General features: G+C 69.5%; 17 protein-coding genes. 8 read left to right on the top strand and 9 right to left on the bottom strand.

The window, feature by feature from the left end; genetic code table 11:
* Together ACIBMZ_RS29145 and ACIBMZ_RS29150 are read left to right on the top strand one after the other, a co-directional pair.
* Positions 1 to 229: transposase (locus ACIBMZ_RS29145; RefSeq protein ID WP_396699292.1), on the top strand; the 229-nt coding region annotated here is incomplete at its 5' end.
* 124 nt (positions 230 to 353) lie between these two features.
* Positions 354 to 614, top strand: coding sequence for a hypothetical protein (locus ACIBMZ_RS29150; RefSeq protein WP_396699294.1), 261 nt, complete (start codon positions 354 to 356; stop codon positions 612 to 614).
* Here ACIBMZ_RS29150 and ACIBMZ_RS29155 read toward each other — a convergent pair.
* The 9 genes from ACIBMZ_RS29155 to ACIBMZ_RS29195 form a co-directional block, all read right to left on the bottom strand.
* Entirely contained in the window at positions 611 to 829 is a 219-nt protein-coding gene (locus ACIBMZ_RS29155; protein ID WP_396699296.1) for a hypothetical protein, read from the bottom strand. The genes ACIBMZ_RS29150 and ACIBMZ_RS29155 overlap by 4 nt on opposite strands.
* 74 nt (positions 830 to 903) lie before the next feature.
* On the bottom strand, positions 904 to 1,740 hold the full coding sequence (locus tag ACIBMZ_RS29160; protein ID WP_396699298.1) for a hypothetical protein: 837 nt from the start codon (positions 1,738 to 1,740) through the stop codon (positions 904 to 906).
* Between the two features lie 31 nt (positions 1,741 to 1,771).
* A complete protein-coding gene (locus ACIBMZ_RS29165; protein WP_396699300.1) occupies positions 1,772 to 3,028 on the bottom strand; it encodes a hypothetical protein in 1,257 nt (418 codons plus the stop codon).
* A 35-nt stretch (positions 3,029 to 3,063) separates the two neighbouring features.
* Positions 3,064 to 3,990 (bottom strand): TauD/TfdA family dioxygenase, encoded by a 927-nt coding sequence (locus ACIBMZ_RS29170; RefSeq protein ID WP_396699302.1) that lies wholly within the window; start codon positions 3,988 to 3,990, stop codon positions 3,064 to 3,066.
* 64 nt (positions 3,991 to 4,054) lie between these two features.
* Entirely contained in the window at positions 4,055 to 5,401 is a 1,347-nt protein-coding gene (locus ACIBMZ_RS29175; protein WP_396699304.1) for a hypothetical protein, read from the bottom strand.
* Entirely contained in the window at positions 5,398 to 6,861 is a 1,464-nt protein-coding gene (locus ACIBMZ_RS29180) for a class I adenylate-forming enzyme family protein (RefSeq protein WP_396699306.1), read from the bottom strand. Before ACIBMZ_RS29180 ends, ACIBMZ_RS29175 begins: the two co-directional genes overlap by 4 nt.
* Positions 6,858 to 7,895 carry a Gfo/Idh/MocA family protein gene (locus ACIBMZ_RS29185; RefSeq protein WP_396699308.1) on the bottom strand — a complete coding sequence of 346 codons (1,038 nt, stop codon included), beginning with the start codon at positions 7,893 to 7,895 and terminating at the stop codon, positions 6,858 to 6,860. The genes ACIBMZ_RS29180 and ACIBMZ_RS29185 overlap by 4 nt, the downstream gene beginning before the upstream one ends.
* Positions 7,892 to 8,656 carry a sugar phosphate isomerase/epimerase family protein gene (locus ACIBMZ_RS29190; RefSeq protein ID WP_396699310.1) on the bottom strand — a complete coding sequence of 255 codons (765 nt, stop codon included), beginning with the start codon at positions 8,654 to 8,656 and terminating at the stop codon, positions 7,892 to 7,894. Before ACIBMZ_RS29190 ends, ACIBMZ_RS29185 begins: the two co-directional genes overlap by 4 nt.
* Before the next feature lie 47 nt (positions 8,657 to 8,703).
* Positions 8,704 to 9,927 (bottom strand): Gfo/Idh/MocA family protein, encoded by a 1,224-nt coding sequence (locus ACIBMZ_RS29195; protein WP_396699312.1) that lies wholly within the window; start codon positions 9,925 to 9,927, stop codon positions 8,704 to 8,706.
* A 255-nt stretch (positions 9,928 to 10,182) separates the two neighbouring features.
* Between ACIBMZ_RS29195 and ACIBMZ_RS29200 the strand changes: the two genes are divergently transcribed.
* From ACIBMZ_RS29200 to ACIBMZ_RS29225, 6 genes are all read left to right on the top strand, one after another.
* Positions 10,183 to 10,782: a response regulator transcription factor gene (locus tag ACIBMZ_RS29200; protein ID WP_396699314.1), complete on the top strand. Its 600-nt coding sequence runs from the start codon at positions 10,183 to 10,185 to the stop codon at positions 10,780 to 10,782.
* Positions 10,779 to 11,765 carry a sensor histidine kinase gene (locus tag ACIBMZ_RS29205; RefSeq protein WP_396699316.1) on the top strand — a complete coding sequence of 329 codons (987 nt, stop codon included), beginning with the start codon at positions 10,779 to 10,781 and terminating at the stop codon, positions 11,763 to 11,765. The genes ACIBMZ_RS29200 and ACIBMZ_RS29205 overlap by 4 nt, the downstream gene beginning before the upstream one ends.
* Positions 11,766 to 11,829: 64 nt before the next feature.
* The gene (locus ACIBMZ_RS29210; RefSeq protein WP_396699318.1) at positions 11,830 to 12,426 is read left to right on the top strand and encodes a TIGR00730 family Rossman fold protein; all 597 of its coding nucleotides are present in this window, start codon (positions 11,830 to 11,832) and stop codon (positions 12,424 to 12,426) included.
* Between the two features lie 29 nt (positions 12,427 to 12,455).
* Complete coding sequence (locus ACIBMZ_RS29215) at positions 12,456 to 12,728, top strand: phosphopantetheine-binding protein (RefSeq protein WP_396699319.1); 273 nt, start codon at positions 12,456 to 12,458, stop codon at positions 12,726 to 12,728.
* A 7-nt stretch (positions 12,729 to 12,735) separates the two neighbouring features.
* Positions 12,736 to 14,505, top strand: a complete 1,770-nt coding sequence (locus ACIBMZ_RS29220; protein WP_396699321.1) for a hypothetical protein — start codon at positions 12,736 to 12,738, stop codon at positions 14,503 to 14,505.
* 19 nt (positions 14,506 to 14,524) lie between these two features.
* The gene (locus ACIBMZ_RS29225; protein ID WP_396699323.1) at positions 14,525 to 15,349 is read left to right on the top strand and encodes a glycosyltransferase family 2 protein; all 825 of its coding nucleotides are present in this window, start codon (positions 14,525 to 14,527) and stop codon (positions 15,347 to 15,349) included.
* Positions 15,350 to 15,352: the final 3 nt, after the last annotated feature.

The raw sequence follows: 15,352 nt of genomic DNA on the forward strand, positions 1-15,352 counted from the left end.
GATCTGCTCCACCAACGCCATCGAGTCGGTCAACGCCCGCATCCGCCGAGCCGTTCGAGCCCGCGGCCACTTCCCCAACGAGGGCGCCGCCCTCACATGCGTCTACCTCGCCGTGATGAGCCTGGACCCGACCGGACAGGGCCGCCGGCGATGGACCATGCGCTGGAAACCCGCCCTGAACGCCTTCGAAATGGCCTTCGAAGGCCGCCTGACCGCAGGCCGAAAGTAACCCTCAACAACCCGAGTTACACCGTTCGCTTGACAGACCCCTGACCGTGTTTCTTTGTTTACTCAGCGTGCTTGGCGAGAAGGACGAGACCCGGCTCGCCTAGTGGCTGGCGACACTCGATCGGGTGCGGGCACAGCTAGGACCGCGGCCCGCCGAGGCTCCGTCGCCGATCCGCGGACTTGCCCCATACGAGGTCGAGCACGCCCAGTTCTTTCGTGGACGGGAGGTCTTGGTTTCAGAGCTGCTGGCTATGGTGCAGCGCCGGCAGCGGCATGGCGCGCCCGTGATGGTCGTGGGACCCTCTGGATCTGGCAAGTCGTCGTTGCTGCGAGCGGGCCTGATCCCAGCCTGGTGTGGTCCTGACGCTCCGCGCCGTCCGTGTTAGCGAGCGGCCATGGCTTCGTCCATCAGCTCTGCAGCGGAGGCCGCGGCATCGTCGCCTGCCCGGTAGCTCAGGAAGACCCTCGGCGCACCGGGCGCCCGCGCTGTGTCAGCAAGCCTGACTGGGAGTGCCTGGTCAATCAGCTCGACACCGGCCCGGTTGACCAGCGCCTCAATGTCGTCGAGTGGCTGGGAACCCACGCTGGAAGCCAGTGCCACGCTGACAGCGACGCTCAGGGCACCGGGCTGATATGGCCAAGCCACCCGCGATTCCACAAGCGAGGTGCCCCACGTCAGCTGGCTCGTGCGCCGGCGAGAAACTTCTGCGGGAGCAGTCCCGCCTCAGCGGCGAGCACCGCAACGGCGAGACGCTCGACGCCGAATGCCACGCAGGCTGAGTGCGGGGTGTCCGGGGTCGCGTCCTCACCTGCGAAGGCGGCGGTCAGGCGGTTGCCGTGCTTGTTCCACGAGGCGACGGCATAGTCGTCGGTGTCCGACCACGACGTTACGATTTCCTTCTTGACCTGCTTCACGCTCTGGATCCGGCGCAGGGCCTCCGCCCGGGCGCCGTAGAACACGTCAGTCGCATCGTCCAGCCGCAGCCGGGTCAGCACGGTTCCCAGGTGCCGGTAGAGGCGCATGAAGGCCGACTCGGCATGCTCGAGGACCTCGGCCTCCCGGCCGACGAGGACCAGCTCACGCATGCGGAAGGAGGAGAGCCGCAGGACGGCGTCGTCGGTGCCGGCCTCCGAGCGATGGCAGACCGCTCCACACGTGTACGTCGTCATCCCGGGTGTGACGGACGCCGCGCCGCTGACCGCCGCGAGAACGTGGAAGCACGCCGCGGTGCTCAACATCCAGTGACTCTGTTCGTTGCCCGCGCGCGCCGGGGTGCCGTGCGGCACGGCGTAGAACGGGACGCACGGCAGGCTGTCGAGGTAGCCCGATCGGCGCAGCGGCTCGTCGTGCAGCAGCGTGGCGCAGGTGAACTCCTGGGCGTCGAGGTCACCGGTGATGACCGCGGTCAGCTCCCGTTCGATGTCGAGGATCCGGGTCGCGAGCCCACCGGTCCAGTGGTACTCGAGGATGGCGCCGTCGTGATCGCGGACGGGGACGGCATTGCCGATCAACATGGGTGTGCTGCCTCTCGCTCACAAGTAGTCAGTGACGTGCCGGGTCGGCGTGCTCCGGAAGGAGTGATTCGATGACGTCCGCGACCTGTCCGGCGCCGGTGAAGGCGCCGACGAACTCGCGCATTGCCGCTTCTTGGGCAGCTCGCAGCCGTTCCCGGCCAGCGCGCGCGGCGCGCATGCCGTCGGCGATACCTTCGACCATGCGGGTCCAGACCTCGGTCTTGTTCTCGAAGTGCCGGCGCAGGTTCTCCGCGACCTGCAACGTCTCGCTGAGCACGTCGGCCGGCTCCCGCGCGCTCCCGTCCGGGTCGACCAGCCCATGCGGAAAGATCTCCGGGGTGCCGCACCCGGTGACCGCGCCAAAGTTAGAGATGTGCCCGTAGTGTTGCTCCGGCAGCAGAATGAACGGCACACCGTACGCCGCGCACTCCATCATGGTGGTGAGGCCGGGTGGGGTTAGGCAACCAATGGCACCGTTCATGGCGATCAGGATCTGATCGTGGCTCATCGGCTCAGGCTTGATCCGTGCCGAGGCGATGTCGGGGGCGACCGCCAACAGCTCGCCGTTGCCGGCCAGCGTGATCGGCGCGGTGCTGCCGCTGCGGTCGGCGGCCTCTTCGAGCAGGCGGGCCACGGTCCGGATCCACGCGATGGCGCAGTCCTTGGGCAGCAACGGGTTCACCACCCCGCTGGTCGTCGCTAGCCAGGTCGCCGGGCTGCTCTCCCGCTGGTAGGTCAGGTCGATCACAGCATTGACCACGTCGACGCGGCCTAGCCCTCGGATCTCCCGGCAGCGCCCGTCGACCCGGGTGGCACCCTGCACGCAACTGACAGCGCTGAGGTGGTGCGCGATGTACTGGCTGTCGTGCATGGGCACCCGTTCGAGCGCCCGGATCGCGTCGAGCGCGCTCGGCTGCGCGGTCACCTCGGCTGCTGTCTGCTGCAACTGGTCCTCGCGGCCCGTGCCCCAGTTCCAGAACCAGAACAGGCTGTCCACATACGTGCACGGGAGCCCGTTCGATCGCGCCCAGATGGTCAGAAACGGGTCCATCACGCTGACCGCCCCGTCGTAGCCCGCGGCGTCGATCTTCGCGAGTTCGTCGGCACCGTTGACGGCGATAATCTCGTCGAAGAGGCCGGCGTTGGCCCGCGCGAACGTCAGTGCCGCGTCGGCGGCCGCCACGTCGATGTGAATGCCCCGGCGGCGCAGCTCCGCGCTGACGGTGATGAGTTTCGACGCCGGGCCAAATCCGAATGCCTCGGCCGAAGCAAGAACCTTGGTCATGATGTGGTTCCTCCCGTGAAGTGGTCGCGGACGGCTCAGTCGCCCAACGTCGCCATCGCGACGAAGACCGAGCGTGCGCCGGTGTAGCGGTCACGGCCGTGCATCGTTGCCTGATTGTCGATGACCACCAGGTCGCCGGCCTTCCACGGCGCGGCCCAGGCGGTCGCCCGGGTGACCTTGGAGATCTCGGCGATTGCGTCGTCCGAGATGGGTCTGCCGTCGCCGAAGACCACGTCGTGCGGGAGCCGGTCGCCGTACATCCGCTGCAGGGCCTCCCGCTTGCGAGCCGGGCCCAGCGATGACGGGTGCCACTGGTCCGCCTGGTTGAACCAGAGCTGGGTGCCGGTACGGGAATGCCGGCGCAGCGCCGGCCGGTCGCGGACCAACACGAGCGTGTCGCCGTCGTCCCACGTGTACGTCAGGTCGAGGCCCGCCAGCAGGCGTTCGCAGGCAGCCCTGTCTGAGGTCTCGAAGGCCTCCGGCCACGATTTGCCGACGCCTCCGGCGGCGGGTAGTCGCTGTACGTACCGCAGGCCACGGGCCTGGAATTCGGCAACCAGCTCCGGGTCGAGCTTGTGGAGCACCGCGGCCGCATCGGTCAGCGGCGTGGCGCCCCCGGTATCCGACGGCCTCCCGCAGAGGAAGAAGAGGACGTCGGGAATCCGGAGCTCGTACGACAGCTCATGGTGCTGGGTGATGTCGGAGAGTGCGGAGTACTCCGTGGACGTGTAGACGTTCTCGCCGAGCTGCGTGCGCGGCGAGTTCCCGCCGATGTACGGGGCGGCCAGCACGACCATCAGTTTCAGCAGGCTCGAGAGGTCGCCCGGTTCGCCAAGGGCGAAGCCCCGGAACAGCCGAGGCGCTTCGGCCAGGCTGTTCCGGTCGGCCAGGACGGCGCGCAGCTCGGCCGCGCAGGCCTCGATCGACGTGTCGGCCGCCGCTTCGATCAGCTGGGGACGCATGGTGTTCTCCAATCCTCGAAAGGTCGTCGATAGAGCCGTGGCAGGTCGTCGACGCTGTTGGGGTTCACCGCACGGTGGTGCCGATCCGGGTGGTGTCGTCGGTCGCTGCGGCGACGGCCGCGGTCATGGCGAGGAAGGTCTGGGCCTGGCGCAGGGTGTCGCCGGAAGACGGCGTGTGGGACCCCTCCACGTGCAGCGTCATCGACGAGCCTAGGTCCCTGATGTCGATCAGCGTCCGGAAGACGCGGTCGTGCCGGTCGAGCGTCACGTGACTGACGACCGTCTGGTCGTCGGCGTCCGATCCGGCTTCGTCGTCGAAGATCTCCTGCATCGAGTGGTAGTTAAGGTAGGTGATCCCGTCCAGCAGCTCCCGGCCGTGTTCCGCCGCCATCTGGTGCTGCATGTGGTCGAAGTCGGCTGGGTCGTAGTTGCAGGTCCGGTACGAGCCGATGGTCGCCGCCCAGGCACGGGCGAAATAGTCCTTGATCGTCCAGTCCGCTCGGACCGGCACGGCGGACAGTGCCGGTAGCGCGTTGGGGCCTACGTACGACGCGCCGCGCACCGGAGGTGGCAACTGGGTTAGGGCCCTCAGCAGCACGGTGTCGTATCCGTATTCCGCCCACTGCCCCAGGCTGACGAGGGCGGTGATGACGCCGCCGCGGGGTACGCCGTAACGTTGGGAGATCGTGTCGACCTGGGCGGTGAACGCCGGCGAGCGGATGACCGTGGCGGATGCGGCGGTGCCGAGCGGCCGGACAAGCGCTTCGGTCGGTGCCTGCCGCAGTATGTCGCGCATCCCGGCGATGTTGCGCCGGCTGACGTCGCGCCGCGCGGCGGACTCCTCGTGGGCCACCACCGTGTCGGCGTCGACGCTGGCGGGCAGGTCCGCGACTTTCGTGCCGGACACGAGGGACGCGAACTCCGCGCCGAGGCGCCGACCGCCCGGGCCGTCGGTAAACACCCGCGAGGTAAGCAACAGGCACCCCCAGCGGTCGTCGGGCCTGCGGTACACGACCGCCTGCGAAGGGTCACGGCCCGGATCGAGCCGGGTATCGCCGCTGTCGAATCCGTCGCAGACCAGCTTCATGATCTGGGTCGCGGTCACCGCGTCGTCCTCGTAGCGCCGGACGACGAAACCGTCCTCGTCGTCAACGAACTGGGTGGGCCGGTCCGTGGCGTCCAGCCGGTACGCCGGTTTCAGGCGCGGCACCCGGACTTTGGCCCGCAGCGCGGCGTGCCGGTCGGCGATGCCGTGCAGGGCCGCCTCGGCGTCCGCGGCGCAGGCCACGCCGTCCGGCGGGGTGATATCGCGGATGGCGATGATCCGCGACAGGTCGTAGCCATTGATCGCCAGCCAGTCGACGATCTCGGTCTGTCCCCAGGTCAGTGCGCTGGTAGCGGTGCTAGTCATGTCGTGCCTCCCACTGCAGTGAGCCGGCCCAGGGCGGCGCGGTCCACCTTGCCGTTGGGTCCCTGCGGTAGTTCGTCGACGAGATGGCATTGGTCGGGCAGCTTCTGCCGGCCGATCAGTTCGGCGAGCTCGCTGAGCACTTCGGCGGCGGTCAGTGTCGACACCGCGTAGAGCAGGACCGGCCCGCCGTCGCGCGGCGGGACCACCACGGCCTGCCGTACGCCCGGGATGGCGGCGAGGGCCGCCTCGATCTCGACCACGCTGGTCCGTACGCCGCGGTGCTTGAAGATCTGGTCCCGGCGGCCGCGGAAGTAGAGGTAGCCGTCCCGGTCGACGGAACCCAGGTCGCCCGTACACAGGGCGCGTTCACCGGTGGCGGAATCGTGGTAGAACCGCCGGGCGGTCTGCTCGGGTGCACGCCAGTATCCGTCCGACACGTGCGGGCCGAGCACCACGATCTCACCCACAGACCCCGGCGGAAGGTCAACGCCGTCCGGTCCGACGATGCGCACCGAGGTTCCTTCCAGCGGGCGGCCGACCGAGCCCGGCCGAAGCGTGTGTCCGCCGGGCTCCAGGATGGAGACCCGCTTGCACTCGGTGAGACCGAACATCAGGGCAACGGCGGCGCTCGGGAACGCCTGCTCGAGCTGCGCAATCTGGACGGGCGGCAGGTTTTCGCCGGTGTTGGTGATCAGCCGTACGGTGTCGACCGGCCCGGTCCGGGTGGTGAGCCGGTAGAGCATGGCGGCGAGCGCGGGCACGACCGGTATGACCGTTGCCCGGTGGCCGGTGATGTCGGCGACAAGACGCGAGTCGGCGCCGGTTCCGGCCAGCACGACGCAGGCGCCGGCCCGGACCGTAAGGAACAACTGATAGAGGCCGTAGTCGAAGTTCAGCGGTAGGCGGTTGAAGACGACATCGTTCGCGCGGTACCGCAGTCGCTCGTCGATCGCCGCCGCAGCGAAGGCGATTTGCCGGTGCGGAGCGATCACTGCCTTGGGCGCAGCGGTGCTACCTGACGTGTAGAAGAGTACGGCCGGGTCGTTGGCGTCGGGCCCGGGCTCATCCGCCGCGATCGGCTCGGTGCCAGCGATCTCGGACCACAACGCGTCCAGCTCCGCCCACCGGCTGTCCAGGTCGGGGAGTCCCACCGCCAGCGCCGGTTCGGCGTCCTCGGCGATCTGCGCGAGTTGGAAGGGAGTGAGCGCCGGCGCCACCGGCACCACGATCGCGCCGATCCGCGAGCATCCGTACAGCATGGCCGTGAAACGCCGGTCGGCTTGCGCGCCGACCAGGACGCGGTCACCGCGCCGGACGCCGCTCCGAAGCAGCCACGCGGCGGCGGCGCGGGAGGCGTCGCGCAGGTCGGCGTATGACCACGCACCGCTGTCGTCCACCACGGCCATGGCCGCTCCCAGCGGGATGCCGTCGAGGGTCTCGTGCAGCAGTGCGGCCGTCATGCCGTCACCCCCCGCTCCGCTCCCCCGTTCGCACTGGCGTAGAGGGCGCGCAGCAGCGACACCATTGCCACGCCGTCCTGCGGGCCGGTCCGCATCGGGCTGCCACCTTCGGCTGCGGCCAGGAAGTCGGCGATCTGGCGACGGTGCGACATGCCGTAGTAGCTCTTGCCCGCCACGGGTTGCGCCGTGTCCGTCCCGGGTAGCGCGGCGGCGGCCTTTTCGAGGACGCGGCCGGTAGCCCGGTGCAGGGTCCCCGGGTGGTCCAGGTCGAACGTCACCGCGCCCGCGGTGCCCACCAGATCGATTCGGGTACGCCAGAGCGTCGCGGCAGCGACTGTGACGTGAAACGAGACGGGCACCGAACCGGCGAGCAGCAGGGCGCTGAGCGTGTCCTCGGTTTCGATCACCGTGCCGAGCACCGCCGAGGACGTGGCCGCCGCGCGCACCCTGAGGTCGCCCACCAGCATCCTGGTCACGTCGAGGCAGTGGTAGCCCTGGTTGATCAGCGCGGAGCCGCCTTCACCGGCGAGTGTTCCCCGCCAGTAGCTGTCGGCGTAGTAGGCCGGTTCGCGGTTCGCCTCGAGCGCGACGCGGGCCGAGACGAGTTCACCGAACAGGCCATCGTCCTGCCATCGCCGTACGGCCACGACCAGGGGGTCGTAGCGGTGCTGGGAGACGACCGAGAGCACCAGACCCGTCCGGTCGGCCAGCTCGGCCAGGTCGGTGGCCTGGGCCACCGACAGCGCGAGTGGCTTCTCTACGAGGACATGTTTGCCCGCGCGCAGTGCCGCCTCGGCGAGCCGGGCGTGCTGCGCGTGGTCCACGGCGATCGACACCGTGGTGACCTGCGGCTCGGCCAGGACCTCCGCGGCGTCGGCGCTCCATCGGGGGATGTCGTGGTCGGCGGCGAAGGACTTCGCGGCCAGTGGGTCGCTGTCGCAGGCCCACAGCAGGGTGCCGTTCGCGGCGCGGACGCCGTCAGCGTGGTTCGGGGCGACTCTGCCGCAGCCGATGACGGCGTGCCCGGTGCTCATCGGTAATCCTTCATGAAGTCGACGAATCCCGGCAGGGCGAGTTCCGGCTCGGCGATCTGCGGGTTCCAGAACTTCTCCCACTCGAGTGAGATCCAGCCGTCGAAGCCGTCCGTTCGCAGCCGGGCGAGGATGTCGTGCAGGGGCAGGTCACCCTCGCCGGTGAGGACGTACTCCCAGCCGGTCGCGGTACGGGCCATGTCCTTGAACTGGACGTAGAGCAGCTTCCCGGCGACGTTGGCCCAGGTAGCATCCACTTCTTCGCCTTCGAGGTACGGATTGCCGAGGTCCCACTGCACGCCGGCGATGGCGGAGTCGACGCCGTCGAGCGCCTCGGCCAGGAAGGCGCTGCACGAGCGGCCACGGATGCCGGGCTGGTCGCGCGAATCGTGCAACTCCAGGGCCAGAGTGACACCGGTCGCACGGACGGCGGGGGTCAACGCCTCGACGGCGTCGCGCAGCCAGCCGGAGGAGTCGGCCGCCGGCGGGTGTGCGCCGGGAAAGACCCGCAGGTATTCGGCGCCGAACCGGCGCGCCAATGACAGCATCCGCTCGGTCTCGGCAAGCACGGCCGTCCGCTCGGCGCCCGGGGGGACTGCCAGATCGATGCTCGTGTCCAGCGCCGGAACGGCGAGGCCGGCCACGGCGGTGCGACGGCCGAGCTCGTCGGCGGTGTCGTCGGGCAGCTCCGGGCCGATGATCTTCCCATCCAGCAGGCGCCATTCGATGCCGTCGAATCCGAGCCGGCCGGCCTGCTCGATCACGTCGTCGCGGGACCAGGCCGGGCAGGACAGGGTGCTGAATGCCAGTTTCATCGGGCGACCTCCAGGTCGATCAGGTCGGTGGCACGACAGGCGTCGAGCACCGTGAGCTGGCGCCGGACGTCGGCGAACGGCACCGCGAGCGGGGCGCCGAACCGCAGTACGTCGTACACGTGCCGGTAGAGGCGCCGGTGGCTCGTCGGATAGGTCTCGTGCGGGAAGGACGCCTCCTGCTCGATCCACGGCAGCGTCTCGGCGTTGTAGCTGCGGTCCGGCGTCGATTCCTCAGCCACGGTCCGCTGCTCGAGCAGCCGCGGTTCGACGTAGCGCCAGTGCAAACCGGACGCGGTGCCAGTCAATGAACCGGCGGTGCCGAGGATCTGCCACTGGTCCTGCGGGTAGGCGCACGCCGAGCTGAGCTCGATGTCGACCAGCGGGCGGCCGGCGCCGGTGAGCAGGATCTTCACGTGGTCATCGGCGGCGCCGATCGACAGCGGCGTGCGGACCCGGGTACAGACGACGTCCGCAGCGGACTCCCCGATCAGCGCGAGTATCTGGTCGACGACGTGACTCGCGTCGTTGTTGAGGATGCCGCCGCCCAGCCGGGCCACGGTCTGCCAGTCCCAGCGGCGGCGGAAAGCCTGGCGGCGGACGCTGATCTGGAACACGGTGCCGAGCTGACCGGAGTCGAGCACCTCGCGAACCTTGAGGAAGTCGGCGGTGAAGCGCAGATTCTGCGCCGCGATGACCTGCCGTCCGGAGCGCTCAGCCGCCGCGCGGATCTCGTCGACACCGGCCACCGACAGGGCGACGGGCTTCTCGATCAGCACGTGCCGGCCGGCGTCGAGAGCCCCGCAGGCGTGCTCGACGTGCAGGGCGCTCGGACTGGCCACGATCACGAGATCAACATCGTCGCAGGCAATCAGGTCGGCGTGGCTGTCGGCGTTGGCACAGCCGAGTTCCGCCGCGGTCTCCTTGCCGCGCACCGGATCCTGGTCGGTGACCGCTACGACCCGGAAGAGCTCCGGCAGCTTCCGGACGGTGGCAAGGTGCAGACCATAGCCGGAGCGACCGAGACCGACGACGCCCACACGAATCTGCTGTTGCTCGGGCATGACCATCTCCCGTGGGTTGCGGACTTGCGTGAGAGTTCCGCGGCGAGCGCCGCTGATGTCGAGTCTGGACACCGCAATCAGATTCGCCATGTCACCCAAAGAAGGGGCATGGCGCCCGTCGACGGCGCGGCCAAGCTGGATCGAGCGTCGCCGTCGCACCGCGTTTGCCGTACGAGAGGAGATGGACGGTCGTCGTTGACAAACCGTACTGACTGATGCAAGCTCCGGCGAGTCAGGATGGTGAGCATCCGACACTCGTTCCGAGGCCGGGCAAGCTCGAAACCCTGGTCGGCCGTCGTCTTGTCGCCCTCCGTGGCCGCATTACCCGGCGGCATTGACCCAAGCCCTTGACACCAGAGTCCTTCCACAGTTATCAGACGCGGATCACGGATCACTCGCCACGGGGGAAACACAATGATCAAAATTGGCGTTCTGGACGACCATCCGGTTGTCACGTGGGGCATGCGCCAGGCACTCGACGGCTACAGCGGCATCCAGGTCACTGCGAGCGGCACGGGACCCGGCGACCTCGACGTGACCGACCTCGACGTGCTGCTGCTGGACCTCTATCTGGACGGTGACCTGCCGTCGACACCGCTGGTGGCGCGGTTCAGCCTGACCACCAAGATTCTGCTGATGTCGGCCACCCGCGACACCACCGACATCGAAGCCGGTCTGCAGGCCGGAGCCGTCGGCTTCGTCCACAAGAGCGCGCCCCGCGAGGAGCTCGCCGCCACCGTACGGAACGTCGCCGCCGGCCTGGTGGTACACCCGAAAAACCTGCGCGGCGCCGACGGAACGGCCGACACCTGCGGGCTGTCGCCGCGCGAATCTCAGGTCATCACGATGATCGGTAGTGGCCTCACGCACGAGCAGACCGCCCGGCGCATGGGCCTGAGCCGACACACTGTGGACTGCTATGTCAAACGGGTGCGTGCCAAGTGCGGCATCGGCAACAAGGCCGAGCTGGCCCGCCTGGCCACCCGGCTGACCGGCAACGAGGCAGCCGCGTGACCGCGCGGTTACGGGTCAGCGTCGCCGGCGCCCCGGGACCACGACTGCAAGCCGCGGCAGCGGCCCTGGAACGCCTTCCCGGCGTCCGGGTGACCCTGCGATCGCGGGCACGCCGCCGGGCCGATCTGGCCGTCGCGGTCCTCGACCTCGCCGCTCGTCCCGGTGACCTATGCCTGCTCGCAGACCTGGTCGCGGAGCTACCCACGAACGTGCTATTGCCGAGCGCCTCCAGGGTGGACGAGCGGTTCGTGCTCGCGATGGGCGCCGCCAGTCATCACCACGACCTGGGCAAGCTGGCCGACTGCGTCGCCGGCACGCCGCGACAGCGGCGCCGGCGAATGACCGGGCTATGGGACCGGGTCAGCGCCCGTCGGTCCACCCCCGACCCGGCAGCGCTGGTCGAGGCCGCCGCTGCCCTGGCCCGTAGCCGTGAGCAGGCACGCTACTCCCGGATCCTGCACGACCGAGTCCTGCAGACGATGGAGATGCTAGCCCGTCCGGAGTCCGTGCTTGACGGCCCGATGCGCACCCACCTCACCCGGGATACCGCCTGGCTGCGGGCGCTGCTCGATGGCACCGGTGCGGACCAGCCGCAGCCCGTACGCGCCGCGCTCGTCCGCACCGTCACCGATTGTGACCAACGCGGGCTCCAGGTGACACTGCAAGCGGACCAGCCGAGCTGGTCCTGGCCGCAGCTTCCGGCCCGGACGGTCACCGCGCTCTGCGACGCGACCCGCGAAGCCCTGGTCAACATCCGCAAGCACGCCCGGACCGACCGCGCCTGGGTCATCGCCCGACCGGAACCGACCGGGCTGCACGTGTTCGTCCGCGATGGCGGAGTCGGCTTCGACCCGGCCCGGGGCCATCGCGGCTTCGGTATCACCGAGTCCATGCAGAGCCGCCTGGCCGAGGTCGGCGGTGACGTCCGCATCGTCAGCGCCCGCGACGCCGGCACCGAGGTCGACCTGTTCGTCCCCGTCTGACAGCCGTCCGGGGCTCAGGCCCGCAATTCCGGTCTGTCCGGCTCACGAGCAACGGAGTTGATACATGCACTACATAACCGTCTTTTGCGGAGCCTCGACTGGCTGGCGGCGCGTCCACCTGGAGGCGGCGACCGCCTTCGCCACGACCCTTGCCCGAGCCGGGCTGGGCCTGGTCTACGGAGGCGCCTCGACCGGACTGATGGGCGCCATCGCCGACACCGCCCTCGCCGCGGGCGCCCCGGTCATCGGGATCATTCCGCAGTCTCTCGTCCGACACGAGGTCGCGCACCGCGGCCTCACCGAGTTGCACATCGTCGAGTCGATGCACGAGCGCAAGGCGATGATGGCGGACCTGGGCGACGCCTTCGTCGCCCTGCCCGGCGGCTTCGGCACCGCCGATGAATTCTTCGAAGCGCTCACCTGGTCCCAGCTCGGCCTGCACACCAAGCCCTGCGCCATGCTCGACACCGACGGCTTCTACACACCATTGCTGCATTTCTTGCGCACCGCCGTTGACGAGGGCTTCGTGCAAGGCCGCTACCTCGACAACCTGATCGTCGCTCGCGACGCCGAGGAACTTCTCCCCCGGCTGGCCAGCCACGTCGCCCTCCCCGGGCTCTTCCACCAGGAACCGCACGCGGCGACCGCCCGCGCAGCCTGACCCCCGCCCTCCGCCGAAGGAGCGATCACATGTCAGAAACGACGCTGCCCCCTGCCCTGACCGAGGCCGTCCGCCGCAATCTGCCGCTGCTGGGCCAAGACGTCACCATCTCCGACGACCTCGACCTCACCGCGGCCGGACTGGACTCGCTGGCCATGATCAGCCTGCTGGTCGAGGTCGAGGACGAGTTCGGGGTGAAGATCCCGGACAGCAAGCTCGGCGCGGAGACCTTCGCGACCCCCCGTGCTCTGTGGAACGTCATCGCCGACCTCGATCCGGTCCCCGCCGAGCGGAGAGGATGAGCGGTCCATGATCGCCTTTCTGATCAGCATCGGCCACGCCGCTGCAGCCTCCGGCGACGCCGCCCGCTCCCGGCTCGGCCACTGGCTCGAGCAGCACGGCATGCTAACCGACCGGACCATCCACCAGTGGGTTTCAGCCGACGGAAGGGTGTCGATCCGTTGGGCCGGCCACGGCCCCGCCGACCTGGGCGGCGTGTCCCCCTCCGCCGAACGGCGCGGAGGGTTCGCGCTCATCTGCGGCCGGCCGGTGCGGTGGATCGGCGGCGAGGCCGACGGCCGGGCGGCCCTTGACGCCGGCGGCTACCTGAGCGACCCGGCCGACTGGTCGGCCCAGCTCGACGGCCGCTACTGCGTGATCCGTGCCGACGACCGGCTCGTGCATATCCGAACCGATGCCGGGCTGCCGGTCTACTCGTCCCGGCAGAACGACACCGTCTCGATCAGCAACATGCCGGCCCTCGTCACCGCGCCCGGTGCCCAGGCCCGTCCCCGGGCGCTCGCGGCGCTGCTGGCCTGCGGTTACGGCATCACCGGCGAGCCGCTGCGTGCCGGAGTCGACCGGCTCGCCGTCGGCAGCCTGCACACCTACGAGCGGGACGCCTCGGTCGAGGTCACGCCGCAGCAGCCATCGTGGGCGGACATCCTGACCACGGAGCCGGACTACAAGGAAGCCGCGCGGATGTTCGTCTCGCTGGCCGCCGCGTACGCCGACTGGCTCGGACGGCCGCTGCAGTTCGGCCTGACCGGCGGACGCGACTCCCGGCTGATGGCGGCCGCGCTGCGCGCCGCCGGGCTGGGCCCGGCAACGTACACGATGGCCTACTCCGGTCAGGTGAACTATCCGGAGACCGGCGACGTCAGGATCGCCCGGCAGCTGGCCGCGACGCTGGGCTGGGCCCACCAGGTCGACTTGATCAGCGAGACCGCCCCCGTCTACACCAACCTGCCGGCGGTCATGCGGATCCTCGCGCTGACCTCGCCGCAGACGACGTCACTCGCCGACTTCCAGGACGTGACCGTGCTCGAACCGTGGCCCGGGCCGCCACGCATTCTGCTCGACGGGGTGGGTGGAGAGATCGGGCGCGGCGCCTGGGCGGCCTACCTCGGCGGCGACTACCCCACCGGGGACACCGCCGACGCCATCACCGACGCGACCCTGACCAAGATCGTGCCTCGCTCCCCTCTGCCGCTGGTGTCCGCGGACGGGCTCGCCTTGGTCCGCGACTGGCTGCGGGAGCACGTCGGGGACCTGCTCGACAGCGGTGTGCCGCTGCGTGACATTCCCGAAGTGCTGCACCTGGAACGGCAGATCCACTGGCACGGGCCGAACCTGGCGAACCGGTGGCACCGCGAGGACGCCTTCTCGATGTACCTCTCGCCGATGCTGTGGCCGCACATGGTCGGCAACGGCAACGGCGGCGAGCGCGCCGGCGAGTTCCAGCGGGAACTGCTCACCCTGCTCGGCCCGGACCTCGCCGAGATCCCGTACGAGTCCGGGCAGGCGACCTGGCTCTACGACAACGCGATCGGCCGGACACTCACCACCGAAACACGGCTGTCGCATGCCATCCCGGTGGAACCCATCGGCGCGATCCTCGAAGCCGCCCGGACAGCCGCCGCCGACCCGCACCATCCGGCCTGGGCGGTACTGGACCGCAAGCGGGTCACTGACCTGTTGGGCTTCTCCCCCGACCGGTTCCGCGGCGTGGAGCGCTACCAACTCTGGAGCCTGGCCACCGCGCTGAACACCGCGGACCCCGCAAGGTCCCCCGTCTGAGCTGAGAGGAAGTCGAGCAATGCCCGAAACGGAAGCGGCATCACCGCAGGTGACGCTCTTCACGATGACCTACAACCAGCGCGACAAGGTGCTGGCGCTGCTGCGGGACCTGGCGGATCAGACGTACCCGGCGAGCCGCCTGACAGTCGTCGTCCTGGACGACGGCGGCACCGACGGCACCGGCGACGTGCTGCGGGAGATCGCCCCCGATCTGCCCTACCGGCTCCTTCCCCTGCGCCGGGAACACGAGGCGCACTATCTGACGGCTCAACGCTGGAACGAGTGCATCGCGGCCGGCGACCCGGACACTCAGATTTGGATCCAGGTCGACGACGTGCGCGTACGCCCTGATTTTGTGGAGCGGCATGTCGCGTGGCACACCGGCAGCCGGCTGCGGTTGGTGACCGGCGCCAAGTTCGAGGGCGACGAGGAGACCTGGAGCCTCAGCTCCTGCCGCCGGGCCCGGCTGGCTGCGCCGGACGGCGTCGCCCGGACCGGCGTCCCCTGGACGGCGGCGTGGGCAGCGAGCTTCAGCTATCCGGCCACCCTGGTCGAGATGCTGAGCACCTCCGACATCCAGCGGCCCTTCGACGCCGGGATGACCGGCTACGGCCTGCACGAGGTCGAGTTCGGGGCGCGCGCCCAGCTGTGCGGCGCCGAGATTGTCTATGACCCGGCGGTTGGCGTCTTCCACCAGAACCACAACGACCGCAACGACCACGGCCGCGGGATCGACCACGCCGCGCAGGTCGCCGCCCGGTGGCAGAACAACGCACGTTACCTGTGCCGCAAACACGGCATCACCGCACTACCGCCGTACGACGTCCTGCCCTCAGCGGCCTGACAC

The organism is Micromonospora sp. NPDC049900 (genome assembly GCF_044461025.1).
Lineage (GTDB): Bacteria > Actinomycetota > Actinomycetes > Mycobacteriales > Micromonosporaceae > Micromonospora.